Here is a 23,740-nt window from a genome sequence, read left to right as displayed (position 1 = left end):
CAGGTCTGGAGCGCCAGCCTCGGCGACCGCCCAGTAGTTGCCTCGGGCGTCCTTCCACGATTCAGCTTCTGCTCGGCAGAACGTGTGACACTCGTCGTCACGACTGATGTTCCACTGTGACTTGGGATGCTTGGTGGTCGCGGTGGCGCGGTGGTAGTTGACTGACTTATAAGGCGTCTGCTGGCAAGAGTCGAACAGGACGCCATCCGACGCGACTGCGGTTCGCCTGCACGAACGGCTGCCAGACGTCAAGTCGCCCCCTCTCGTCGCCGCCCCGGAGCGAGCAGTGTACGTCTGGGACGCGTGTCAACTGGCCATCTTGTGCAGATGTCGTTGAAGAGGACGAGTTCGTTTCAATCGCACGCCGTCTGACCAGGGCACATGCGCTGACCTCGGGTTTTGGATCGGCCCTCCGTATGCGGCGCGTAGCGACCAGAGTCTGCGTTTGGGCGTGAGGATGGACCGCCAACAGCTAGCGGCAGCCCATCCCCCGCATCTGATCAGCGTTGGTGGCGCTGGTCGATCCGGCGAAGCACGACGGCGAGTCTCTCGATTTCGTCGCCGGTCATGGGCGGCAAGGCGGCGCACGCCCGGCGCCAGTACTCCAGACCTTCCGGATCGATTGGCTCGGCGAGTTCAGCATGGTCTTCCTTTGCGGGTTGCTCGGCTGCGGGCTGTTCGGCGGTGCTCGGGGCCCGGTCAGCCGTCATCCGCGCCCACCTCACCACCGTTCGCCGTGTGTCGGCTGGCCTCGCCAAGAACGCGGTCGACGGCCGCACGAAGGTCGGACGTGAGGTAGCCGCGTACGCGTTTGGTCTGGCCGTCCTCGGCGGGGATGTAGTCGCGTGTCGGGCGGCATCCCAGCTCACCCATCGAACGGCCGAACGCGGTCGGTTCGACGGCGAGCGCGTCGACAAGTTCGGCGCTGGGGATGAATGCGCGTTCGTCCGCGTCGTCGCCGAGGTAGTCGATCACCGACGCCAGCGGTTCCGGTAGCTCGTCGAGTCCGGCCGGTTCCGAAGTGGGTACGGCGCCGACGCCGATGGCGTGGGCAGCGGCCGCGTGGTCAAGGGTCGGCATGGTGTCCTGCCCTGCGGCGTGCCCGCTGAGCGTTCCGGCAGCTTTGCGGAGCGCCCGGCCTTGCTGACAGATGGTCTGCCAGTCCTCGTTCGGCATGTAGTAGGTTCGGACTGTCATCGCGAGGACATCGGCTCCGGCGGCGGTATCTCCGTCCGGCCGGAGGATGCCCACCCCCTTGTGGGAAGGCAGCAGGCGGCTGGAGTCGAACCCTCGCGTGTTCATCTGCTCGCCGAGCACGATGTTGGAGTCGCGCCAGTCCATCACCCGCAGTGCGAACCGTGATCCGAGCACGGCCCGCAGCCCGGAGGGGATGGTCTTCGAGTCCGGCCGCTGTGTGGCGAGCACGAGTACGATTCCGGCGGCCGGTCCCTTCTTTGCCAGCCACGTCAGCAGTTCGCCGACGTACTCGCCCGCCGTGACCTTCTTGCCTTCCACTTCCACAGGTGTCCGGCTTTCGAGCGGGACTTGGACCTCATCGATGAAGATCGCTGTAATCGGCATGTCCAATGACGGGTCGCGGGACATCTCCGGCGTGACCTTGGACTCCGGGCAGGTCAGGTCGTCGAGGTCTCGCATCCGCCGGAACCTTCCCTGAACCTCTGAGACCAGTTCGACGAGCCAGTCCACGAGGGACAGCACGTGTTCGGGTTCGTCGCCGGACATGAACCGGTGCGCGACCTGGCCGGCGGCGTCCCAGTCCTTCCCGGCTTTGAAGTCCACCACGTACAGCCGGACCCACGCGTCCAGGATGAGACCGGCCGCCGCGAGCCGAGCGGCGAATGTCTTGCCCTGCCGAGGAATCGCACCGACCAGAAGGGACGTCCACACAAGCGGCAAATCGATCCGCCGATCCCGCGCGTCGCGCCCGAACGGGATCGGACGCCACGCGTCCCACGTGGACACCCCGAGCAACGGGGTCCGCAGCGGCGGCCGGGCATACGGGTCCTCATCCGCGACCCACATCGACACCCGACCGGCATGCCCGCCGTTGCCGCGCACGCGTTCCACGATGAGCTGAACCTCATCTACCGCCAGGGCCGACGCGAGCGCGTCCCGGTTCTTCACCACGTCGGCCGCCTTGCGAGTGGCGGGTAAGTCGACCGTGATCGCCCATCCGTTCCCGACATGTGTTGCCCGCTCCACCAGGCGGAGCGTTTCGTCCTTGCCGATCAGCTTCGCGTCCCGGAACGCGTCCACCAGAACTTGCGGGTCCATCGTCCATGTGAGTGTGCGTGGACCGGCGAGCGCGGGTTTCCGCCCAGGGCTTCCATCCTTGCGACGCCCCAGGATCGCCAACGCCACCGATGCGACGGCACCGGCGATCCAGAGTGGATCGGTGCCGTACACGAGATCCACCACGGCGACCGTCAGTGTCAGGACGGCGAGCACCGCACCGGTGACCTTCCACCGGAACAGTGTGAGTTCGCGGATCTCGGTGAACTTGTCGGCGAGCTTGTCCGACTCCTCAGCGGCCGTTCGGTAGTCCCGCACCTTCACCCAGCCTCGCCACCACCGCGCGCCGACGACGACGCCGCGCACCACCGCGCCGAGGAACCGCCACGGCGACTTGAGCACCCAGACCACGCCGTCCTTGGCGGCTTGAACGGCCTGCGGCTTGCTCTTGAGCCACAGCGGCACCTGGGGCGAGTGCTGCCACCACCGCACGAACCGGCGCCGCACGGTCCGGTGGCGCGGTTGCGGCAACGTGTCATCGATTAACTCGCCGTCGAGCACCGGCCCGACGTGCTCGACTTCCCGCGAGCTCATCCGGGCCAGCGCACCACCTTCCGGTTCAGTGTTCATCGCGGGCCCCCTCGCTTACCTCGGCGACGAGGGCGGCCGCGAGCCGGGAGGACAGGCCGCGCGAGCAGCCGGTGACCTCTCGCACCCATGCTGGGGTCACGACGATGTCGGGTGACCAGGCTCGTCGAGCGTCGGCGAGGTAGTCGGCGAACCACCGCCGTCGCTTGGTTGGCTGTTCACGCCGGGGCGCGGCCGGTTCATGAACGCCCGCCGGGTTAGTGGCAGTCGTGAACGCGACGTGCACGGCGTCGGTGAGCTTGTCGCGCAGGTCGGTGACCGCTTCGGCGGCCACGAACACGACCAGGGGCGGCACCGAGTGCAGGACCACCCCGGCCGGCGACCCAGCCGCCCACGATGACCAGGTGTTCATGACGTACGTGGCGGCTAGCGTGAGCCACTTCGCTGCCCGCACCCACGCTCCTGTGTGGACCTGGTACCGCGCCGTCACCTGCTCCGCCCGTAGGATCGCGAGCAGCACCAGGCACACGGTCGGATCGAGCAGCCACGCCGTCAGCCACGGCAGCGAGCCGAACGCGGCCCCGGACGCGGCGAACCATTGGACATTGGCCGTAGTGAACGCCAGACCGAGGATGATCCCAGCCCAGCACAGCCGGTCCACCTGCGTGCGGACGCGTTCGACCTGCAAGGCCACCACGTCCGGGTGGGTCTGCCAGCGGCGGACGTCGGCCGCTTCGGCAGCGTCTTCGGCCAGCCGCTGCGCCCGGTTCGGCGCGGCCGGGGCGGGCAGCCGCCGGATGGCGGCCACCCCTCCTGGCTTCCGGTTGGTCGTGGTCATCGGCGACCACCACCCCGGCGACGCGTGCTGGTGGTGTCCAGCGACGTGACCGTCAGGGCACGCGTGAGGACGTGCGCGGCGATCAGGTCCGGCAGGCCCGGCACCACGAGCAGCAGCGTCGGGTTACCCGGGTGCGTGATCACCAGCCACTGAACGCCCATGAACGCCGCGCCCGTGAACAGCACCCGCCCGGCGAGCGACACCACCCGGGCGCCCGCCCGGGCCGCGTCGGCCGCCCGGCGTGCCTTCCGCGCGCCGAACCGCCACACCACGAACAGCGCGAGCAGGACACCGGCCCCGGCGAGGATCTGTGTCGGCGTGAGGGTGAGCGTCATCATGCCTCACCTCCACGGCGTCGCAGCCAGACCGGGTGGAGCGTGCGCCGGTCGGTGTCCGGCAGCGCGCCCCAGACGCCGAGCGTGTCCGGCCCGGCGGTGCGCAGGTCGAGTTCCAGGCACTCGTCGACCACCGGGCATCCGGCGCACAGCCGGGCGGCCAGCTCCCTGTCTGGCGGGTCGTCCCCGGTCAGTTCTGGCATGTCGGCCCGGTCGAACGCCCAGAAACACAGACCGTCCCTGGTCACCAGGTTGTTGAGCACGTCGTCCGGCACGTCGACGTACCGGTCGAGCCAAGCGGCCATCTCTTCGTAGTTGGGTTCGGTCATCGCGCACCCCCGTCGAGTACGCGCCGCAGCTCGGCGGCCGGGATGACGAGGCGGGAGCGGCGCCGCTCTGCGTGCAGCGAACCGACCCGGATGGCGCGATGGATCTCGTTGCGGTCGACGCCGAGAATCCACGCGGCGTCGGCAAGTGAGTAGAACGCCGGACCACCGGCGTCAGGGATGTTCTTCTTCTGCATTGGAGTGAGCCCTTAGAGTCGTTCAGCTGATTTGAGCTGAAAAAGAAAGCTGATTTAGTCGCATGAAGGCGTGAAAATGGTCCAAATGCGCGACGCGGTGTCGATCTCGGCGCCGCGGATTCCGTTAAGCGCTAATGTCGGCGCTGAGGCGGACCACGGAGGAATGGGTGTCGGAAGACTGGGCGGCGGTCGCGAAGACCATCAACGAGCGCGTGAACGAGCTCGGATGGAAGCAACGCGAGCTGGCCGAACGCTCGCAGGTCTCCCAGGCGATCGTCCGCGAAATCCAGAACCACACCGTGGAGCGCAAGCGCAGCGACCGCACCCTGGAAGCGCTGGCCGTGGCGCTGGGGCTGCACCCGCAGCACCTGCTCGCAGTGCTGCACGGCCGCATCCCGCCGGCCCTGGGCCAGCCTCGCGAGGACATGGAAGACGCCGTGTCGGCGCGGCTGGCCGTCATCGAGCAGCGGCTGACGCAGATCACCGATCAACTGGCCGATCTCACCGAGCTGATCCGCCGTGATGGTGATCCGCGCGGCTAGCGCGAATTCCTCATCACGGTCGGCCTCTGCGGCCGTCCGGCGGGCGTTCCTGTCGTGTGTCATGCCTCTAAGAAACGGCATTTCTGCGGCCGCCGGGAGCTGGCAGCGGATGACACACCCCGTGTTATCTCGTGTTATTTCCGCAGGTCGCGGCCGTTATCACGGGGCAGCGTCATGACGCCGATAAGCCCCCTGCAGGCCGCCCGGCACGCGGTCGGCTGGAGTCAGGAAAAGCTCGCGCGAGCAATCAACACGCGCGCTGCCGCACACGGATTGTCGGAGCGTTCAGTCCCGAGTCGGAAGACGGACATATCCCGGTGGGAGAACGGGCACGTCACGCCAGAACCGCCGATGCGCGCAGTCCTGCGCGAGATCTACGGCCGCACCGACGCGGAACTCGGTCTCCCATCTGGTGACGCCGCAATCGGCGAAGAGCTGGCCGAACGGCTCGTCGTCGCCAAGCGTGTCGACGCCGCGATCATCGCGGGGTTTCGCCAGGAGGTCGACGGCGTCCGCCACGCCGACCGCCGGTTCGGCTCGGCCGCCCGGCTGGAGCGGCTGCGCGGCCAGATTACCGAGATAGAAGAGCGGCTGCAGCACACACTGTTGCGGCGCGACCGGGCGCCGCTAGCTGGGGTGCTGGTCGAGGCGTCCACCCTGGCCGGCTGGAACTCGCTCGACATCGGCTCACTCACGCAAGCGTGGACCCACTACGAACGCGCCAAGTCAGCCGCACTGGAGTCCGGCTCGGCCGCGCTGCTCGCGCACGCCACCGCCGAACAGGCATACGTGCTGATCGACGCGGGCAACATCGACGACGCACTAGCCCTGTTCGCCGAGGCACGATCGATCGGCAAACAGGCGCCGCGCCTGCTGCGCGCGTGGCTGGCCGCCGCCGAAGGAGAAGGCCACGCCATCGCCGGACACGGAGACGACTCCCTACGCGCGTTCGACGACGCCGACACACACCGGCCATCCGAAGTCGTACACCCCGAACTGCCGTTCCTGTTCCTGGGCGGCACCCACCTGGACCGCTGGCGCGGCAACGCGCTCGTCCACCTCGGCGCACCGGAGGCCATCGACCAACTCGAACGGCTCGTCGACGACGCCCGATCATCGTCGTTCGTCCGGGCGAGCGCAGCCGTGTATGTCGACCTTGCGCTTGCCTACAGCGCGGCCGGGGACCGAGAGGCCGCCCGGACCTACGCGCAGCAGGCCCGGCGGATCATCTCCCCGGTCAGGTCCGTCCGACTACGTCGCCGATTGGAACGGCTCGTGCTGCCCGGCGACTCACGCCCGGCGTGAGTTGAGGTAGTAGAGCAGGGACACCAGCGTGCCCGACCCGAGCAACTCCTGACGCTGCGCCAGCTCGTTCACCCGCAACAACGGCACCCACTCCACCCGGCCTACCTCCTCGGTGTCGGTCGGGTCGCCGACGTGCTCGGCTTCTCGCCACAGGTACACGTCGACCGGCGCGGTGACCTGCCCCGGGAGTGGCTCGAAGCTCACCAAGTGCTCGGGTTCGCCGACCGGCCGCCAGCCGCTCTCCTCCGCCGCCTCCCGAGCGGCCGTGCCTGCCGAGTCGTCGCCGTCGTCGACCATGCCGCCGAGCAGCTCATACCCCCATTGCTCGGTAGCGAAGCGGTAGCGCCAGAGCATGAGTGCTTCGTCGTGCTCGTTCACGATCAGCGCGATAGCGATCCGCGCGAGGTGGACCACGTGGTAGTCCCACCGCTCGCCGTTCGGCGCCTCCACGTCCGTCAACCCGACCTTGACCCACCGGTTGTCATAGACCAGCCGCTCACCGAACGTCTTCCACGACCCATGCTCGTCAGCCACGCCGGGCAGCCTACGGGCTGGACGCCGCTGAGCGCGATTGTTGCCGACTAGTACGGGCAGCGCCGAGACGAGATCATTGCGTCACTTCAGGCGGTCGAGTAGCAGTGTGACGAACTCGCCGCGCTGTGGGCCACACCGGGCGAGCTGGCCACGACCGAGTGGCAGACCGCCCGCCGAACGTTTGCAGAGAATGAACGGCGGCTGCGCGCAGAGTTGGCCGCCGTTCCGCTTCCGCTGGTGAATGTCGATATCGCAGAGGCGCGGCCCATGGCGATAAGTGGACAATGGGCTAACCCCATTGTTGGGGCTTTCGCCGGCGTCGACAAAACCTCACCCCGTTGCGGCTGGGTCGGCACCTTGCGGGGCGCAAGCTCGGACTCACATATCGCTGGCGACAATAGACCGTATCTGATCAATTCCGGGTAGCGGCGGATCGGATAGCAGGTCGTACATCACTTGGCTTTCGAGCCGGTCACCAGGAGTCCGCAGTGACAGGGAATCCCGCAGACGACGTTCGTAGTCGTTTGCCTGCTCTACGCCACAAAGGGCAATTGTTTCCAGCTCAACGGTGCGGAAGGGGGAGCACCCGGTCACACGGTTTTCGGCGCGCGCGAATCTATCTCGAGCTCCCGCGATATCTTGCCGGTGCCACAGGATAGCCCCGGCCCATATCCTGGCTTCTCCCGTATGCCCTGGACTGAGTTGTTCGGCGACATCAAACTCAGCGAGCGCCTCCGACAATTCGCCTATCGTTGCCAGCGCGATGCCGCGGTTGCTGTGGTAGTCGCCGTCGTCGGGGTTGAGGGCGATGGCCTGGTCGAAGGCGGTGAGGGATTCCTCGAGCCGCCCCAACCGCTGCAGCGTGATGCCGCGGTTGTTGTGGTAGTCGCCGTTGTCGGGGTTGAGGGCGATGGCCTGATCGTGGGCGGTGAGGGATTCCTCGAGCCGCCCCAACCGCTGCAGCGTGATGCCGCGGTTGCTGTGGTAGTCGCCGTCGTCGGGGTTGAGGGCGATGGCCTGGTCGAAGGCGGTGAGGGATTCCTCGAGCCGCCCCAACCGCAGCAGCGTGATGCCGCGGTTGTTGTGGAAGTCGCCGTAGTCGGGGTTGAGGGCGATGGCCCGGTCGCGGGCTGTGAGGGATTCCTCGAGCCGCCCCAACCGCTCCAGTGCAATGCTGCGGTTGCTGTGGTAAGCGCCGTTGTCGGGGTTGAGGTCGATGGCCCGGTCGTAGGTGGTGAGGGATTCCTCGAGCCGCCCTGCTTCACCCAGAGCCACAGCGTAGTTGTGCCAGGCTGCCCCATCGTCGTTCGTGTACGTTTCTGTAGCGACGTGGGCGGCTGCCAGGCCAATCGCAGTGGGCACGGCGGTGTCGTCGACACCTGCCCAGATCAACCTGTTGGCGATTGCGTGCGCCTCGTTCCCGATCTGCTTTCGCATGCTGGTGCTGTATGTTCGGTCAGCTGCCGAGCGAAGTATAGCGACGGCTTCCTTGTCGTTGTGGTTTGTTGCCTGGAGCCGTGCCTGAAGGATCATCAGCGCGATCCCGCGATCGGTTGCATCACCAAGCATACATTCAACCTCGTTCCGACTCGCTCGTTGCAAGGCGGCATGAGGTAAGACCGATTTAACTCGGCGTTCCGCGCGAACGAAGGTTCTCTGTTGGATTTCCCTCAACCTCTCAGCGGTTGTTCGCGGCGAATCCGTCGTGACCAAATCCAGCTCACGGTGCTGCTTATCGTCAAAGGTGCTCGCGAACGTGTCAACAACAGACGCAGCGGCGTCGGCGGTTTCTGGGGCCGTCACGGCGAGTACCGGTAGAATGTTGATGAATATCTCCAGTCCGACTTGATTGTCTCGCCAGAGCGAGTGCCATAGGTAGGCCAGCAAAGTTGTGTCGTAATGAGAATTGTTCAGCTGGTCGTCAACGAGTGGCCACTTTATGCGCAGCTGCATCAAACGCTCCGCGAACAGGTCGAGGGCCCGTTGGTTGATTACGCGTACACGATCGCGTCGAAACGGGTCTAGCAGGTCGGTGCGTAGCGTGTCGCGCACGTCATCGTGCAGTCGACGCGAGCCCGGCAAGACAAAGTCATGACGGCGCGCCAAGTCCAGGAATGCTTCCAACGGGTCGGGAACGTTCCACAGGGTCCTCAGCAGTTCGGGATCGCTGCGCAGGTCTCCGATAGTGAGAGCAAGTCCGAGGATCTTCTCCACATCGCCACGGCGCGGGTCATCGTCTGAGTGGACAAGCTGCTCGGCGTGAATGAGATAACGCCGCGCCAGCTGGGACACGATGCTGCTGGGGTGTCCTGCGTCCATCTGGCGGCAGACATCCTCGACCGGTTGGTCTTCGTCGAGTAACTTCGCCGCCAAGCTGACCGCGAGTGGCAGCCCCTTGGTGAACCGTGCGATGACATCGATTTGCGCGTCGGTGTAGCGACGGCCGGGCATACGTGTGCCGAGATAGTCCCGGATCATCGAATCGTCGAACCTCGTCGGCGACATGAGCAGCAGGCGTGCGTCGCCGATGTCCCGTACAAACTGCACCACCGGGCTGTCGACGCCGGCTTCTGCCTCGGTTTCGAAACGGGCACCAACCACCCACAGGACCCGAGGCCCAGTCTGCGCCATGACGTGCCGCAACCAATTCCAAGCGCGAAGACCAACGACCTCTCCGGTGTCCAGCAGGACCACCATCGGTTGTCGACCTGCCACTGTTCGTACGGCCGCAGCAAGTCGACGTGTCAACTCCCGAACGGGATCGGTCACCAAGTCGTATTCGTCCGGGGACAGCACCCCGGTCTTCCTCCCGGTGACCGCCCGGGCTGCGGCGGTCGACAGGTGCCCCGCGGCCTTCGCCGAGTCTTTGAGCTGGTCTGGCGTCAGTCCCAGAAGCCCGCCTGGATGCCCGCTGAACGTCAGCCCAGCCGACACCGCCGACTTCACCAACGTTCCGGCGTCCTCTGCTGTGAACGGCGACCCGGATTGCCGGCTCTGTGCAAGCACCTCCGAGAAGCGGGCCGCGTACTCAGGCATCCGAGCAGCACCGCGCACGTAGCCCTCGAAAGCCTGATCTGCCCCACGTACATCCTCCCCGATCGCGTCGATCACAGCCGCGCGGACGGCGTCGAGGACGGTGACCAGGCTAGGCCCCTGGATATCCGCGTAGCGGCTCGGCTGGTCACGCATTTCGTCCTCCCAATCCAGCCATACGGTCCGGATCCGCCCCGGCGACACCGGCGAGTCGCCGACCTCGCCCTCGGCCATCTCCTGGAAGTAGTGCAGCAAACGGCTCTTGCCGCTCCCGCCCAAGCCGTGCACCAACACCACACGGGAAACCGGGCCACTCCGGCCCTCACTACGTCGTCGCCATCGCGCTCGGCGCCCGGTCGGCATCGTCTTCAGCAACGCCGCGAACCGCGCACGCTCGTCGCGGCGACCGACGAACGCTCCCTCGACCGCCCAAGTTGTGGTTACATCGGCAGCTTGAGACCTGACCCGTCCGCCGCGCATCGCGCCCCTCCGCTCTGAGAGCTAGGCTTAACTGCTCATCGATGAGGATGAAGTCGCGCCTTCCGTGCACTTCCACTGCACCAACGCGTTCCAGCCTGACGCCGCGCGGACCTCCGGTGGCACAACTGCACCACTAGATCGAAAGGTCAACCACCTCATGCCCCGAACAGTCGCCTCAACTAGTGCACCTGTTACGCCCATGGTCGCTCTCCGTATGCACGCTCGTGCGTGTCCAGGCAACGGGGCAGGTGCGGCGTGCGCGGCCGGGTACCACAGGCTTTGACACGGGTCGCGTGGATATCGCCTAGCAGTCCCGGCGACGTCCGAGCCTTGCAGTCCGGGACGCATGCCGAACCCCCGGCAACCGTGGCGCACTGACGGGTATTGCCCGGGCGCCGGGGTTCCGGCATCCAAGATCAGCCTTTCTGACGTCCGCGAGCGAGGGCGCTGGACTCGACCGCCCGGCCCGCCTCCTCGATGAACGCTACAGGTCTTACCAAAGTGCTTAGCAAACGCACATGGCTCCCCGGATGCGGCGAGCTCAACGTCCGTAATAAAACCTTGAGAGCGCGCGACTACATGGTATGGGATTGGGACTTCGGCGGAGGGCGTGACTATAGGGCTTTTCGGCGCGCATGCACACAAGATCTTCGGCAGCCTAGCTAGCCACCATTCCTTCAATGTGGTCGCCAACTCGCAGAATGGACGTATTTCTTGCTTGCACGAATGCATCTAGTCAACTACAAAGGATTTGGCAATTTCACTGTTCACTTTAAGCCGGAAACATCAATCTTGATCGGCCCCAATAATGCCGGAAAAAGTACAATAATTGCAGCCCTCAGATTGTGCTCCAGTCTACTATCTCTAGCGATGAGGCGAAAGCCTGAGTTTGTCATCAAGGACGTTCGGCGCGACCGATCGGTCATGGCATATGCGGTGTCTTCCGCGCCGGCCAGCGGCTTTATTGACGCCAATGTCCGCCACGAGTTTCGCGAAGTTGAAGCGCGGATCGAACTTTACTTCAAGAATAAGGCCGCACTCTATGTAGTATGGCCAGTCGACGATGAGCGGCCCTACTTCTATCTGGAACACGTCCCAGGCGCACAGCCGCCTGCTCTGCGTGTTGCCAAACAGTTCTACTCGACGATGGGTTTTGTCCAAACCATGTCGCCCTTAGAGCAAGACGAGGTAGTCCTGTCTGAAACCCACGTTAAAGAGAATCTTGGCACGCGGCTGGCGAGTAGGCACTTTCGTAACCAGCTTCACCTCCGAAAAGAAGCGAACCCGGAAGAGTATTCCAAGCTCTGTGAATATTTAATAGAGCACACTCCAGAGATTGAAAAGATTGATCTTGTTGTAACAACATCCAAGGATTCCAGGGCTCTTGATCTTTATTTTGTCGAAAGTAGTACACGGACCGAAAAGGAGATCTGCTGGTCGGGGGATGGTCTCCAAATCTGGCTGCAGATTCTATTCCACATCTGGCGCCAGATGGATTCCACAAGCCTTGTGCTCGACGAGCCCGACGTCTACCTGCATCCCGATCTGCAACGTCGACTGATCCATCTGCTCGAAGACTCGCGGTGTCAAGTAGTTCTAGCGACACATGCGCCGGAGATGCTAGCTGAAGCCAGTAGGAATTCCGTAGTTATTGTCGATAGGGGTAAAAAGACTTCACGGGCTGTCAATAGTGACGATGCACTTTCAGAGTTGAACCACGTCCTCGGCTCCGGGTTTAACCTTCAACTAGCCAAGGCGCTCCGTGCCAGAGTTGCGCTCTTTGTTGAGGGGCAGGACATGCGGGTTTTGCGAAATATTGCAAAAACGATCGGTGCCGATATGGTTGCCCAAGAACGAGGTCTAACGGTTGTTCCCATGGGGGGAGCATCAAAGCGCAGGCTTGCAAGCTCGTTTGGATGGATCAACACCACACTACTGGACTCCGCAGTGGCGATATACGTGGTTCTCGACAGAGATTTCCTTGACGAAAAAGCTGTAGCAGAAATGGTTTCCGAGTTCGACTTCAGTGAAGTCAGTCCGCATGTATGGCAACGCAAAGAGTTAGAGAGCTATCTGATTTCTGAACCGGCGATGGTGCGCATATCGGGCTTGTCGGAGGATGTTGTCCGTGAGTCGTTGGACGATGTTTTGGAGTCCCTTGAGGAGTACGTATTCTCGCAGACTCTCGCGCTGGCTCTTGAAGAGGAGCGACGTAAAGGAATTTACTCTGCAACCACCTATCAATCTTGCAGGCAAAGATTTGATGAAAACTGGTCGATTCGCCAGTGGAGAATCGACCATGTCCCCGCAAAGGATCTTATTGCAGGCGTGAACCGAAACTTTCAAGCCGTGGGCGGCAAAGCGTTGTCTGCTCGCTCATTGTCGTCGACGATGAGATCACATGAGGTTCCCGCAGAAATGCGTGACCTGCTCCTCGAAATAGATCAGAAGCTGAGTTGATTCCGTCCAACTACTTGATGCTGCCAGCTACGACGCACTGACCTTGCCAAATAGGAAGTCACGTCAGCGCGGCTTGGAGCCGATCAATCCGTCGCTGTTGGCGGAGGGAACCGATCTCGGCCGCGAGCGCTCTCGCTCGGACCGCGTGCGCACGCCCCTGCTCACGATCGCCCATCGTCGTAAAAGCGGTAGCGAGGTCGACGCGCAGTGCCGTCTCGGCGCGAGCGAATGTAGGGTCAAGGCGACTAAGGGCCGCCGAGAGAACGTCGACGGCTTCGGGTTCGCCGATCCGGGCCAGAGCGTGACCGCGCCATCGCGCGAGGTGGACCTGGTCGAGTACGACATACGGTCCATCCGCCGTCGGCGTGCAGGACGGCAACAACCCGGCCGCGCGATCGAAAGCGTGCAGGCTCGCTGAACGCTGGCCGTCTGCCGCGAGTGCTTCCCCGTGTGCGGCAGCAAGCCAGGATCGCAGGAGACGGCCGCTGGTGCGCTGGGCTCGGCGCTCGGTCGTGTTCAGCAGTTCCACGGCCGACGTCGTCTCATTGACCTCGATCAACACAAAGGCCTGTTCAGCGGCGCAATGGACTTCGAACGCGGCATTGCCGGATTCCGACGCAGCCGCTTTCGCTCGTTCGTAGAACTGCCACGAGTCGGAGACCCATCCCATATCGAGGGCCTGCCACCCGGCGAGTGTGCCGAACTCGGCGAGCAAAGCCGCAAGCTGGCTCCGGACGCTTGGAGTCAAGCTATGCGACCGCAGGCGGTACACCTGACTGATCTTGGTCGCGACCTCGTCGTGAGCAGTAGTCGCACCCAACTGTCGATCAAGTCTGCGCACTGCTGTGAGCTGAGACTGGAGCAGCGCCAGCACATCTGGGTTGACCCGGCGGGCCGCGCTAAGTCGCTGCCGTAGCTCGTACTCGCTCGGCTTAACTGCCAGAGCCGCGTCCGGTTGAGCGAGCAGTTCATCGATCCTAAGTCCCAGCATCCGCTCAAGTAGCCGTGCCGTCGCCGGACGCGGACGGCCGACCGGCGTGCCGTCGGGACGACGCCCAGCGGCGAGGCGCTTCAGGTGGCGTTCGCTGAGGGTTCCCGGCTCACCGAAGCTGCGCGCGAACTCTTCGGCGGCAGAAGCGAACTCCGCCAACGTCTGATGTCGCTCGCGGATCTTCTGCTCTAGGACGGTGCGAGGCGCAGGCCCGGCAGCGTCATCGATTGCCATCGTCCACCCTCCTCACATTCCGGTGCCGCGGCATGTCCCCTGTATGTCCCTCGCCTGACCTGTCGCTGATATGAGCTATTGATCCAGGCTGATTTCAGATCATACAACTTGTTCCGCCTGGTCGGCCTGTAGGAGGCGGCACCCACCCGGGAGCGTGGATCCGACCTGGCCGGCGGGACCTGCGGAGAAGGGTTTCAGGTGAGCGTCGAACGGCCGGGAAGGGGCGCGGGCCTGCATGTGAGCTGGCACCGGAGCGAACGAGACGGCATAGACCATGCAGTGACCGATGAGGAGTTCGCTCGCGGCAGGCGCGACGACACCCATGGACGGTACGAGGCAGTCTGCGGGCACGTCGTGCTGACCGGCTCGATGCTGCTGCCGCCGGGTCGCCTCTGCCCAAGGTGCTACGCGTTCCTGGTCGCCCGCTCAACACTCCCGACCGCGAAGCAACGCATCCGGCGAACGCGGCATCGGAAGCCATCGGCGTTGCGTCGCTTGCTTCGCGGCTCCCAGTTTCCCGACCTTCCGTCATCCATCCCGTGCCCGCAGTCACGACCGGGACCGGAGCGAAACGGTCGAACCCCAGTTCCGGCGGGGGCGGGTAGCGCCCCGATCGCATCCGTTCCCGCCGGTCACCACGCGCTGCGGGGGGCGCGGTGACGGTCCGGCTGGTGTTCGGGCGCCCGTTGCCGGGGGTCGTGGGTGAGACGCGCCGGGTGGTGCACGTGTTCGAGGTGTCGACCGGGGACACGGTGCCGGAGCGGCTAACCGCGTTCTGCGGGACCTCCTTCGGTCACGGCGAACTGGAGCACCTCGACCGGATCCAGGGGATGCCGTGCGTGTCGTGTTTGCGCCGGGCACCGATGCCTGATCCGGAGCTGACCGACGGTGTGCCGGAGCTGTCGCGGTGAACGATCTCCTTGTTCTGGGGATGGTGTGGGTTCCGTGGGGGCTGGTCATCGGCCGGGAGACCTACGGCGACCTGCGCTCGTCGGTGCCGTCGCAGTGGTATCAGGGCCCCGTCAGGGCGCGGGCCGTGGTCGTGGCCGTCGTCGCCGGGATCTGCTGGCCCGCCGTGCTGGTCGTTGACGACCTCGTCCACGTCCCGGGTCTTTTCCGGTGGCTCTTGGCATTCGTCGTGTGGCGGCGACCTTACTAAGCACGATGGATCTTCCGAGCGTTTGGCTCGGAGTTTTGTTGGTACACAACGGAAAGAGGGAGTGTTGAGAACAACCGCAATCGCGTCCATCGTGGCCGCGTTGGCCTTGCCGGGGCTGCTCGGCGCAAGCGTCGCGACCGCTGCTGTCCAACCTGAGATTGTCGGCGGGAGCGCCGCGACCGGGGACACGAGCTGGGCAGTGTCGATGGTGTATGACGCCCCCGCCTACGGCCGCTTCACCGCCCCGTGGTGCGGGGGCGTGCTGGTGTTCCGGAGCTGGGTGGCGACCAACGCGCACTGTTTCACCGACACGCCCGGCAACACCGGGAGGATCCCGGTGTCGGCGAAAACCTTCTCCGTGCGCGTGGGCTCGAAGGACCGCACCCGGGGTGGCGAGACGGCCAGGGTCGTTCAGATCAAGGTGCACCCGGGGTGGCAGTGGGCGGCGGGGGCGCCGAAACAGCCGGTGGACGATATCGCCCTGCTCAAGCTGGATCACCCGGTGAATGTGCAGCCGATCCCGCTCGCCGGACAGGCGGCCCGGCCCGGTGACCCGGTGACGCTCTACGGCTGGGGCGCGGACCAGCCGGACGGGGACACCAGCAACCCGCCGGTGCGGCTCCAGCAGTTGCGTACCACGGTGCTGGCGCCGGAGCGGTGCGCCGACGCGGGCCAGTCGGCGGGCGAGATCTGCACCGACAACCCGCACGGCACCGACGGCCCCGGCGGCGGCGACTCCGGCGGCCCCGCCGTCGCGCTCGTGGACGGGGTGCCGCAACTGGTCGGCACCTGCAGCCGCGCCGCCGCCGAGTACCCGGGCGTCTCGCCGACGATCTACACGAGTTCGCCGGACTTCCGGACCTGGATCTACGACACGGCCCGAGGAGCCGCGGTCGCTGCCGCGTAGTCCCTGGCCGCGTCGCGGTGGCGTATCACCTCATGCGGCCGTGAAAGTCACCGCCCCCGGACCACTCATCACCCCGGGATATGCGGAATCCAAGGTGGGGAGCAGTCTTCTTTCGCTGTACTGATCCACCTGCGGCCAGCATGAGCACCAAGAGTTGAGCCGCCCGACCCCGTGTGCGGAGGGGGTCGGGCGGCTCCTCGCGGCTCCAGGATGCCGGGTACAGATGCGCGCCCACGCGGCGGCAAGGCGCACGGCCGTTCCACGACACGACAACGAAACGACGAGGGAAGCGCTAGTGATCGCCAGAGTGCGCAGTGAGCGACGACCGGTCGCTATCCGCAGCATCAGCCGTGATCTTGATCCGGTGCTGCTCGCGCCCGCGCGGCTGTTCGTCGTGACCCTGCTTGCCGAGATGCGCTGGTGTGAGTTCGGGTTCATCTGCGCAGCGCTCGACGTCACCCCGGCCGCGCTGTCCGCCCAGCTCGGCAAGCTCCGCCGGGAGGGCATCGTCCAGACCCAGCGGAACAAGGCGCAGCGAACCTCGGTCCGGCTCACACCCGAGGGCTGCGACCGGCTCGTGAACCACCTCGAAGCGCTCCAAGCCGTGGTGTCCCGCGCGGTCGAACTGATCGGCACTGGATCCGCTGCGTGCGACGGTCCGCCACCGGAGCAGGACGTGTGACAGCCTGCTGCCATGTCTTGAAAGAGCTCCAGACGGCCGGTTCGGGACGGGTGGGACAGGCTCCGGTGAACCTGTCCCACCCCTCCCAGTCGACGTTTCCCCAGCTCAAATCCTATTTTTCTACCTGTCCCACGTGCGGGACGGGTACGCCTACCTGTCCCACGTGCGGGACAGGTAGGCGGCCCGGCCTTCTCTGTCACAACTATGTAACCAAATAGGACATCGTCTTGGGGCGCTTGGGCTACCTCGCCACGGCCTGCCAGCGCTGGTTCGGGCCGTTCGTCGGCCGGTAGAGCCCGATCTTCGCGCCGTCGGCGCGGGACTCGCCCGTGACGTCCAGCAGCTGACCGCTCGCCGCGTTGACGAACGTCCACGTCCCGTCACCCGTTGTCGACAGCGTCCACTGGGCCGCCGGGTCCGACGTGCCCGGTGGGGCCAGCGTCACCGCGCCGCCTGATGTGCTCAGTACCGCGCCCGTCGCCGCCGAGGCGATCGAGAACCGGTCGCGGTTGCCGTAGCGGCCCGTGCGGTCGGTCAACGTCCAGTGCTGCGCCGCCGCCGAGGCGTCCGTCGTGCGCTGGACCAGCCCGCCGTTCTCCGCCGACAGCGACTTGCCGCTCTGCACCCCCGTGAACGCGACCGGCTTGCCCGACCCCAGTCCCGTGCCCGCGGCCGTCGACGACACCCCGGTGACCAGGAACGTCGTCACCGACCGGGCCGGGACCCGCAGCGTCGCCCGCGCCGACGTCACCCGCACCGGCTTGCCGCGGCGCAGCGCGCCGGTGACGTCGGTGACCACCGGCGTCACGGACGCGCCCGGCCGGACGCTCCCGAAGCCGGACAAGTCCAGTGTCACGTCCTGCTCCGCCGCGCCCGGGTTGACGTGGACCACCGACGACAGTTCGTCGGCGCGCATCGCGGCCGTCGAAGCGGTGTCGTCCGACGCGATCAGCCGGTCGCCCGGGCGGATGAAGTGGGTGAAGTTCCGCATCGTGTCGAACTTCGTGTTCGTCCGGATAGGACAGTCCGAAGTGGTGCAGCCGAACGGGACCTGGATCTCGCCCCAGTTCATCCCCGCCGCCGACTCCCCGCCCGGCTTCATGTTGTCGTAGTCCTCGATCGGCTGCCAGCCGACCCACGCGCCCGGCTCCAGCAGGCGCAGGTCGTCGGTGATCTGGCCGGCCAGCCCGAGCCCCGAGTCCATGCTGGTGAAGTCCTGCCGGTCCAGCCAGCTCCCGCCGACCTCGCTCATCCACAACGGCTTCGACGCGCCCTTCGCCAGGTCACGCGGGATCGGCCGGTTGCCGGTGCCGTAGGTGTGCACGTTCAGCCGCCCGGCCGCCGCCCGCGCCGCGGCGGACCAGCCCGCCCAGTCGGCGGCGAAGATGTCCGGGTTCGTCTCGTCGGGCGCGGAGACGACCTTCCCGGGCAGCGCCGCGGCCATCGCCGGGATCAGCCGCGACTGCACGGCCGGCCCGATGTGCGCACCCTCCTGCCGGCCGCCGGTCGGGTTCCCGTCGGCGCCGAGGGTGGTCTTCCAGTAGTTCGTGTTCGGCTCGTTCAGCGGGTCGACCGAGGAGAACGTGATGCCGTGCGCCCGTTCCAGCGTGCGCACGACCTGCGCCAGGTACGCCGTGAAGTCGCCGATCTTGTCCGGGCGCAGCTGCTCGTCGGTGGCCGTGAAGCCGCCGGAGACGTACCCCGACACCGTCTGGAAGTACGGCGGCGAGTTGCTGAACGCCTCCCACTTCGTGACGCGGTTCTTGATCTTGTCGACCCACCAGCGCTGGTTCGGGTCCGCCGCGGTGTCGAACTCGGCCGGGTCCCCCGGCGTCCACCAGTCCTTGTCGGCGCGGGTCGTCCCGGCGGGCGCCTTCCACCAGCCGGGGACCGCGCCACCGGGCCGCAGGTAGTCCGGGACGTCCGGGGCGTTGCCGCCGCCGATGTCGAACCGGGCGATGTTCAGGTTGAGCCCGTCGGGGCCGAACACCATGTCCGCCAGGCGGTTCCGGACCGGATCGGGGTAACCGCCGGTCGCCTCGGCCATCCACGCCAGGCTCGCCCCCCACCCTTCGAACGGCTGCTGGCGATAGGTCGGATCGGGCCGGACGGTGACGGCGGTGGCCGCGGAAGCGGGTGCCGCGGCCACCCCCGCCGCCACGATCGGTACACAAAGGACGGTGAGCAAACGCCGCAGGTTCATCGTCGAACTGCCCTTCGCTTCGGTGGGGACTGCTCAGGCCTCCGTGTGGCCCAGCAGCGGCCGCGGCACGAACCGCGCCGCCGGGTCGAGCATCGTGTCCAGTTCGAGCACGACGAGGTCGTTGGCGCCCGCGCGGACGACCGGGCGCGGCACGTACAGCGTCCGCTGCGGGCCGCGCCGCCAGTACCGGCCGAGGCAGAACCCGTTGAACCACACCAGGCCCTTGCCCCACTCGCCGGTGTCGAGGAACAGGTCCGCGGACGCGTCGACGTCCACCGAAGCCCGCAGCAGCACCGGCCCGGCCACCGCACCGGCGACCAGCGACGGCACCGCCGGCCGCAGCCCGGGGAGCGTGTCGAGCTCCAGCGGCAGCACGTCCCACCCGGTCAGCGGCTCGCCGTGCAGCGTCGCGCCGCCAATGACGCCCTTCGCCTCGCCGATCCGCGGGCCGTAGTCGACGCGGCCCTGGTCCTCGACCAGCACGAGCAGCTCGCCGTGCGCCCGCGGCAGCGCGATCGCCCGCTCGTGGTGGTCGCGCTGCAGCGTGCCCACCGGGTCGCCGTCGAAGAACACCGTCGCGCGGTCGCGGACCTCGCCGAACGCCAGCACGCCCGGCCGGTCGCCCGAAACGGTCGTGCGCAGCAGCGCCAGGCGCGGCATCGGCGTCAGGTCGTCGAACGCGGGCAGCTCCTCGTGGAACTCCCAGGTGCCCCAGCGGTCCGGGGCGTCGAGCAGCCGGACCGGGTCGCGCAGCACCGCGTGGGCCGTCGGCGCGGGCCGCGGCGGCGGCGGGACCGAGTCCGGCACCTTGTGGTAGCGGGCGATCACGTCGCGGAACGCGTGGTACTTCGGCGTCGGGTCGCCGGCTTCGTCCAGCGGGGCGTGATAGTCGTAGGACGTCACCAGCGGCTGGTAGACGCCCTTGTCGTTCGCGCCGTTGGTGAGGCCGAAGTTGGTGCCGCCGTGGAACATGTACAGGTTGACCGACGCGCCCGCGGCGAGCAGCGCGTCGAGCTCCGCCGCGGCGTCCGCGGCGGGCGTCGTGTGGTGGTGGGCGCCCCAGTGGTCGAACCAGCCGTTCCAGAACTCGCTGCACATCAGCGGACCGGTCGGCTGGTGCGCCCGCAGGATCGCCAGCCGCTCCCGTGCGCCGGAGCCGAACGACGCGGTGCGGTGCAGCCCGTCGAGGCTGCCCGCTTCGAGCATGTCCGGCTGGTCCACTGTGGTCAGTGGCACGGTGATCCCGGACGCGCGTGTGTGGTCGGCCAGCGCCCGCAGGTACTGCTTGTCGTCGCCGAACGCGCCGTACTCGTTCTCGACCTGCACGAGCAGCACCGGCCCGCCGCGGTCGACCTGGTGCGGCACCACGACTTCGTAGACGCGCGTCAGGTACTCGCGCACGGCGGCGAGGTAGCGCGGCTCGTACCGGCGGACCCCGACCGCCGGGTCGCGGAACAGCCACGCCGGCAGGCCGCCGTTGTCCCACTCCGCGCAGATGTACGGTCCCGGCCGGACGATCGCGTACATCCCGGCTTCGGCGACCAGCCGCAGGAACCGGTCGAGGTCGAGCCCGCCGGCCAGGTCGAACACGTCGGGCGAAGGGGCGTGCGCGTTCCACGGGACGTACGTCTCGATGGTGTTCAGGCCCATCCGCCGGGCCTTGTCGATCCGGTCGGCCCACAGGTCCGGGTGCACCCGGAAGTAGTGCAGGGCACCGGAAAGGATCCGGAACGGCTGCCCGTCGAGCAGGAAGTCGGACTCCCCGATGGCGAACTCAGGCATGCGGAGCCGCCTCCGGGCTCAGCTGGAGCACGGTCCAGGACAGCGGTGGCAGTGTCACGGTGATGGTCGTCCCCCCTGGGTCGGACGTCGCGGCGGCGCCGGGGAGCGGCACCGGCCGGACCGGTTGCGCGGTGGCGGTGTTGGTCGTGTGGCGCGTCCCGCCTTCGGGCGTGGTCAACGTTTCGGCGGCGTACAACCCGTACCGCGCGCCGCGCAGGCGGATCCGGACCTCGGTCGCCGACGTGGTGGCGCGGTTGGTCAGGAACACCGCGCCGCGCCCGGACTCCCCCGCCGTCGCGGCGACGTCGACGAGGTCGACCTCACCGTGTTGCGCGGTGCGAAGCCGTGGACCCTCGACGGACAGGCGCAGGCTCTGCCCGCTCGCCAGCGCGGCCACCCGCTGGAACGGGTGGAACGTCGTCTGCCGCCACGCCGGGCCGCCGGGCTCGGTGCGGATCGGCGCGATGACGTTCACCAGCTGCGCCTGGTTGGCCATGGTGACGCGGTCGACGTTGCGCAGCAGGGAGCTCAGGAGCGAGCCGACGACGACCGCGTCGGTGACGGTGTAGTCGTCCTCGATGATCCGCGGGTGCTCCCGCCAGCCGCCTTCGGCGAGCCGCGCCTGGTCCACCTCGTTCCACCGGCGCAGGTCCCAGACGTTCCACTCGTCGACGCTGATCCCGATCTTCTTGTCCAGGCCCAGTTCGGCGAGGGCGTCGTCGATGATCGCCGCGGTGGTGCCGATGAAGCGGTCCAGCGCGGCGCCGCTGGCCAGGTAGCTGTCGGTGTCGCCGTGCAGTTCCTGGTAGTAGGCGTGCAGCGAGATGTGGTCGACGAGCTCGGCGGTGTGGCGCAGCACCGTGCGTTCCCACGAGCCGAACGTCGGCATGTCCGCGTGCGAGCTGCCCGCGACGACCAGCTCGACGTCCGGGTCGACCATCCGCATGACCCGCGCGGTTTCGGCGGCCAGGCGGCCGTACTCTTCGGCCGTCTTGTGGCCGATCTGCCACGGGCCGTCCATCTCGTTGCCGAGGCACCACAGCTTGAAGCCGAACGGGCGGTCGGCGCCGTTCGCGCGCCGCCGCTCGCTCAGTTCCGTGCCGCCCTCGTGGTTACAGTACTCCAGGACGTCGATGGCCTCCTGGATGCCGCGGGTACCGAGGTTGACGGCGTACATCACCTCGGTACCCGCGGCTTCGGCCCACGCGGCGAATTCGTGCAGGCCGAAGCGGTTGGACTCGACGCTGTGCCAGGACGGGTCGAGCCGGACCGGCCGCCGCGGGCCGACGCCGTCCTCCCAGCGGTAGCCGGAGACGAAGTTGCCGCCGGGGTACCGGACCACGGTCGGCCCGAGCTCGCGGACCAGTTCCAGCACGTCGCCGCGGAACCCGCGGTCGTCCGACGTGGAGTGCCCGGGTTCGTACAGTCCCGTGTAGACGGACCGGCCCATGTGCTCGACGAACGAGCCGAAGAGGCGACGCGGGACCGGGCCGATCACCTCGCCCGCGTCGCCTTCGATGTGGACGGTCATCCCGCGCTGACCGTGAAGCCCTGCTGGTTGCCGTAGTCCACGATGGCCTGCTGCCAGGCCGCCAGGCCGGCGTCGAGCGGCGTGGCGTTCACGTAGGCCTTGCCCGCGGTGTCGCTGAAGATGCTGTTGGCGTAGGTCTGGTACGGCAGGTAGGTCCAGCCCGGCGCGACGTCCTTCGACGCCTGCGTCAGCACCTGGTTGATCTTCTGGCCGCCGAAGTACGGCACCGCCTCGTCGACGAACGCGGGCGAGGTCAGGTCGGCCGTGGTGGACGGGAAGCCGCCGCTCTTGATGAACGGCGCGACGCCGCCGGCGTGGTTGAGCCAGCGCACGAAACCCGCGGCCAGGGCCGGGTTCTTGCTCTGCTTGACCACGGACTGGGCACTGCCGCCGTTCTCCGCGGTCACCGGCTTGCCGTCGTAGGTCGGCATCGGCGCCACGGCCCACTTCCCGCTGGCGCCGGGCACCGAAGAGATGAAGTTGCCCGGCATCCAGGCCCCCGTGACCAGGGACGAGATGGTGCCGTCACCGAGGGCGCGGAACCAGTCGTCGGACCACTCCTTGACCGGGGCGAGCAGCTTGCCCTGGATCATCTGGTCCCACATCGCGGTCCACTTCTTGGTGCCCGCGTCGCCGAAGTTCACCTTCACGTTCTTGCCGTCGACGGCGAACGGGCGCCCGCCGGCCTGCCAGATCATGCTGAGCACGGCCCCGGGATCACCGGTGTCCGAGGTCATGTACTTGGTGGGGTCGGCGGCGTGCAGCTTCTTCGCCGCGGCGAGGTACTCGTCCCACGTCTTCGGGACGGTGATGCCGTTCTTGTCGAAGACTTCCTTGTTGTAGAACAGGGCCATCGGGCCGGAGTCCTGCGGGAGGCCGTAGATCCCGTTGCCGTTCTTCACCTGCGCCCACGTCGAAGCGCTGTAGTCCTTCTCGAACGAGCCGAACCCGAACTGGTTGAGGTCGGCCAGTGAATCGGTCAGCGCGAACTGCGGAAGGGCGTAGTACTCGATCTGGGCGACGTCGGGGGCACCCGAGCCGGCCTTGATCGCGTTCTGGAGCTTGGTGTACTCCTCCTTGTTGGTGCCCGCGTTGACGTAGTTGACCTTGACGTTCGGGTATTCCTTCTGGAACGCGGCCACCTGGTCCTTGGCCGACGGGGTCCAGCTCCAGTAGGTGATCTCGCCGCCTGCCTTGAGCGCGGCGTCGACGGAGTCCTGGGTGCCGGTGGCGGCGGCGGGTGCGGAGGACGTGCCCCCGGACGAGCAGCCGACCGCGAGCGCTGCGGCCAGCGCGATGGCGGCGGCCGCCTTGGCGCGAGTGCGGAATCTTGACATCGGATGTCCCTTCACGGCGGTGT

The 23,740-nt window shown here is 66.9% G+C and carries 20 protein-coding genes; 7 read left to right on the top strand and 13 right to left on the bottom strand.

The window, feature by feature from the left end:
• Positions 1-500 precede the first annotated feature (500 nt).
• From ACWEVP_RS19435 to ACWEVP_RS19410, 6 genes are read right to left on the bottom strand one after another with little or no spacing between them, the layout of a single operon-like run.
• Positions 501-710 carry a hypothetical protein gene (locus ACWEVP_RS19435; RefSeq protein WP_452063913.1) on the bottom strand — a complete coding sequence of 70 codons (210 nt, stop codon included), beginning with the start codon at positions 708-710 and terminating at the stop codon, positions 501-503.
• Positions 700-2,883 (bottom strand): FtsK/SpoIIIE domain-containing protein, encoded by a 2,184-nt coding sequence (locus ACWEVP_RS19430; protein WP_452063912.1) that lies wholly within the window; start codon positions 2,881-2,883, stop codon positions 700-702. Before ACWEVP_RS19430 ends, ACWEVP_RS19435 begins: the two co-directional genes overlap by 11 nt.
• A complete protein-coding gene (locus ACWEVP_RS19425; RefSeq protein WP_452063911.1) occupies positions 2,873-3,679 on the bottom strand; it encodes a hypothetical protein in 807 nt (268 codons plus the stop codon). Before ACWEVP_RS19425 ends, ACWEVP_RS19430 begins: the two co-directional genes overlap by 11 nt.
• Positions 3,676-4,014 carry a hypothetical protein gene (locus ACWEVP_RS19420; protein WP_452063910.1) on the bottom strand — a complete coding sequence of 113 codons (339 nt, stop codon included), beginning with the start codon at positions 4,012-4,014 and terminating at the stop codon, positions 3,676-3,678. The genes ACWEVP_RS19425 and ACWEVP_RS19420 overlap by 4 nt, the downstream gene beginning before the upstream one ends.
• Complete coding sequence (locus tag ACWEVP_RS19415) at positions 4,014-4,343, bottom strand: WhiB family transcriptional regulator (protein WP_452063909.1); 330 nt, start codon at positions 4,341-4,343, stop codon at positions 4,014-4,016. The genes ACWEVP_RS19420 and ACWEVP_RS19415 overlap by 1 nt, the downstream gene beginning before the upstream one ends.
• Positions 4,340-4,537 carry a helix-turn-helix domain-containing protein gene (locus ACWEVP_RS19410; protein WP_452063908.1) on the bottom strand — a complete coding sequence of 66 codons (198 nt, stop codon included), beginning with the start codon at positions 4,535-4,537 and terminating at the stop codon, positions 4,340-4,342. Before ACWEVP_RS19410 ends, ACWEVP_RS19415 begins: the two co-directional genes overlap by 4 nt.
• 167 nt (positions 4,538-4,704) lie before the next feature.
• On the opposite strand from ACWEVP_RS19410, the gene ACWEVP_RS19405 reads away from it, so the two are divergent.
• Positions 4,705-5,079: a helix-turn-helix domain-containing protein gene (locus tag ACWEVP_RS19405; protein ID WP_452063907.1), complete on the top strand. Its 375-nt coding sequence runs from the start codon at positions 4,705-4,707 to the stop codon at positions 5,077-5,079.
• A gap of 351 nt (positions 5,080-5,430) precedes the next feature.
• Complete coding sequence (locus tag ACWEVP_RS19400) at positions 5,431-6,384, top strand: tetratricopeptide repeat protein (protein WP_452063906.1); 954 nt, start codon at positions 5,431-5,433, stop codon at positions 6,382-6,384.
• Here ACWEVP_RS19400 and ACWEVP_RS19395 read toward each other — a convergent pair.
• Complete coding sequence (locus tag ACWEVP_RS19395) at positions 6,370-6,918, bottom strand: NUDIX hydrolase (RefSeq protein ID WP_452063905.1); 549 nt, start codon at positions 6,916-6,918, stop codon at positions 6,370-6,372. The genes ACWEVP_RS19400 and ACWEVP_RS19395 overlap by 15 nt on opposite strands.
• Positions 6,919-7,296: 378 nt before the next feature.
• A complete protein-coding gene (locus ACWEVP_RS19390; RefSeq protein ID WP_452063904.1) occupies positions 7,297-10,431 on the bottom strand; it encodes a tetratricopeptide repeat protein in 3,135 nt (1,044 codons plus the stop codon).
• A 726-nt stretch (positions 10,432-11,157) separates the two neighbouring features.
• On the opposite strand from ACWEVP_RS19390, the gene ACWEVP_RS19385 reads away from it, so the two are divergent.
• Positions 11,158-12,891: an ATP-dependent nuclease gene (locus tag ACWEVP_RS19385; RefSeq protein ID WP_452063903.1), complete on the top strand. Its 1,734-nt coding sequence runs from the start codon at positions 11,158-11,160 to the stop codon at positions 12,889-12,891.
• Between the two features lie 58 nt (positions 12,892-12,949).
• On the opposite strand, the gene ACWEVP_RS19380 is transcribed toward ACWEVP_RS19385, so the two are convergent.
• Positions 12,950-14,116: a hypothetical protein gene (locus tag ACWEVP_RS19380; protein WP_452063902.1), complete on the bottom strand. Its 1,167-nt coding sequence runs from the start codon at positions 14,114-14,116 to the stop codon at positions 12,950-12,952.
• A gap of 656 nt (positions 14,117-14,772) precedes the next feature.
• Here ACWEVP_RS19380 and ACWEVP_RS19375 point away from each other — a divergent pair.
• The 4 genes from ACWEVP_RS19375 to ACWEVP_RS19360 all read left to right on the top strand — a co-directional run bounded on the left by ACWEVP_RS19375 (position 14,773) and on the right by ACWEVP_RS19360 (position 16,864).
• Positions 14,773-15,027 (top strand): hypothetical protein, encoded by a 255-nt coding sequence (locus tag ACWEVP_RS19375; protein WP_452063901.1) that lies wholly within the window; start codon positions 14,773-14,775, stop codon positions 15,025-15,027.
• Positions 15,024-15,275, top strand: a complete 252-nt coding sequence (locus tag ACWEVP_RS19370; RefSeq protein WP_452063900.1) for a hypothetical protein — start codon at positions 15,024-15,026, stop codon at positions 15,273-15,275. Before ACWEVP_RS19375 ends, ACWEVP_RS19370 begins: the two co-directional genes overlap by 4 nt.
• Before the next feature lie 61 nt (positions 15,276-15,336).
• Positions 15,337-16,182 (top strand): S1 family peptidase, encoded by an 846-nt coding sequence (locus ACWEVP_RS19365; RefSeq protein WP_452063899.1) that lies wholly within the window; start codon positions 15,337-15,339, stop codon positions 16,180-16,182.
• Between the two features lie 295 nt (positions 16,183-16,477).
• Positions 16,478-16,864: a transcriptional regulator gene (locus ACWEVP_RS19360; RefSeq protein WP_452063898.1), complete on the top strand. Its 387-nt coding sequence runs from the start codon at positions 16,478-16,480 to the stop codon at positions 16,862-16,864.
• A 241-nt stretch (positions 16,865-17,105) separates the two neighbouring features.
• On the opposite strand, the gene ACWEVP_RS19355 is transcribed toward ACWEVP_RS19360, so the two are convergent.
• Genes ACWEVP_RS19355 through ACWEVP_RS19340 form a run of 4 tightly spaced genes read right to left on the bottom strand, consistent with a single transcriptional unit; the run spans position 17,106 to position 23,717 of the window.
• Entirely contained in the window at positions 17,106-19,067 is a 1,962-nt protein-coding gene (locus ACWEVP_RS19355; protein ID WP_452063897.1) for an RICIN domain-containing protein, read from the bottom strand.
• A gap of 33 nt (positions 19,068-19,100) precedes the next feature.
• Positions 19,101-20,849 (bottom strand): glycoside hydrolase family 35 protein, encoded by a 1,749-nt coding sequence (locus ACWEVP_RS19350; protein ID WP_452063896.1) that lies wholly within the window; start codon positions 20,847-20,849, stop codon positions 19,101-19,103.
• Positions 20,842-22,380 carry an arabinosylfuranosidase ArfA gene (gene arfA / locus ACWEVP_RS19345; RefSeq protein WP_452063895.1) on the bottom strand — a complete coding sequence of 513 codons (1,539 nt, stop codon included), beginning with the start codon at positions 22,378-22,380 and terminating at the stop codon, positions 20,842-20,844. Before arfA ends, ACWEVP_RS19350 begins: the two co-directional genes overlap by 8 nt.
• Entirely contained in the window at positions 22,377-23,717 is a 1,341-nt protein-coding gene (locus ACWEVP_RS19340; protein ID WP_452063894.1) for an ABC transporter substrate-binding protein, read from the bottom strand. The genes arfA and ACWEVP_RS19340 overlap by 4 nt, the downstream gene beginning before the upstream one ends.
• Positions 23,718-23,740 lie beyond the last annotated feature (23 nt).

The organism is Amycolatopsis sp. NPDC003865 (assembly GCF_053605345.1).
Note: the sequence above shows the minus strand (reverse complement) of the source record. Positions and strands in the feature narration are given on the sequence as shown.

Excerpts from the sequence above, each read along its gene's own strand:
- ACWEVP_RS19435 (WP_452063913.1), bottom strand. The coding sequence starts at position 710 with ATGACGGCTGACCGGGCCCCGAGCACCGCCGAACAGCCCGCAGCCGAG.
- ACWEVP_RS19430 (WP_452063912.1), bottom strand. The coding sequence starts at position 2,883 with ATGAACACTGAACCGGAAGGTGGTGCGCTGGCCCGGATGAGCTCGCGG.
- ACWEVP_RS19425 (WP_452063911.1), bottom strand. The coding sequence starts at position 3,679 with ATGACCACGACCAACCGGAAGCCAGGAGGGGTGGCCGCCATCCGGCGG.
- ACWEVP_RS19420 (WP_452063910.1), bottom strand. The coding sequence starts at position 4,014 with ATGACGCTCACCCTCACGCCGACACAGATCCTCGCCGGGGCCGGTGTC.
- ACWEVP_RS19415 (WP_452063909.1), bottom strand. The coding sequence starts at position 4,343 with ATGACCGAACCCAACTACGAAGAGATGGCCGCTTGGCTCGACCGGTAC.
- ACWEVP_RS19410 (WP_452063908.1), bottom strand. The coding sequence starts at position 4,537 with ATGCAGAAGAAGAACATCCCTGACGCCGGTGGTCCGGCGTTCTACTCA.
- ACWEVP_RS19400 (WP_452063906.1), top strand. The coding sequence starts at position 5,431 with ATGCGCGCAGTCCTGCGCGAGATCTACGGCCGCACCGACGCGGAACTC.
- ACWEVP_RS19390 (WP_452063904.1), bottom strand. The coding sequence starts at position 10,431 with ATGCGCGGCGGACGGGTCAGGTCTCAAGCTGCCGATGTAACCACAACT.
- ACWEVP_RS19385 (WP_452063903.1), top strand. The coding sequence starts at position 11,158 with ATGCATCTAGTCAACTACAAAGGATTTGGCAATTTCACTGTTCACTTT.
- ACWEVP_RS19380 (WP_452063902.1), bottom strand. The coding sequence starts at position 14,116 with ATGGCAATCGATGACGCTGCCGGGCCTGCGCCTCGCACCGTCCTAGAG.
- ACWEVP_RS19355 (WP_452063897.1), bottom strand. The coding sequence starts at position 19,067 with ATGAACCTGCGGCGTTTGCTCACCGTCCTTTGTGTACCGATCGTGGCG.
- ACWEVP_RS19350 (WP_452063896.1), bottom strand. The coding sequence starts at position 20,849 with ATGCCTGAGTTCGCCATCGGGGAGTCCGACTTCCTGCTCGACGGGCAG.
- arfA (WP_452063895.1), bottom strand. The coding sequence starts at position 22,380 with ATGACCGTCCACATCGAAGGCGACGCGGGCGAGGTGATCGGCCCGGTC.
- ACWEVP_RS19340 (WP_452063894.1), bottom strand. The coding sequence starts at position 23,717 with ATGTCAAGATTCCGCACTCGCGCCAAGGCGGCCGCCGCCATCGCGCTG.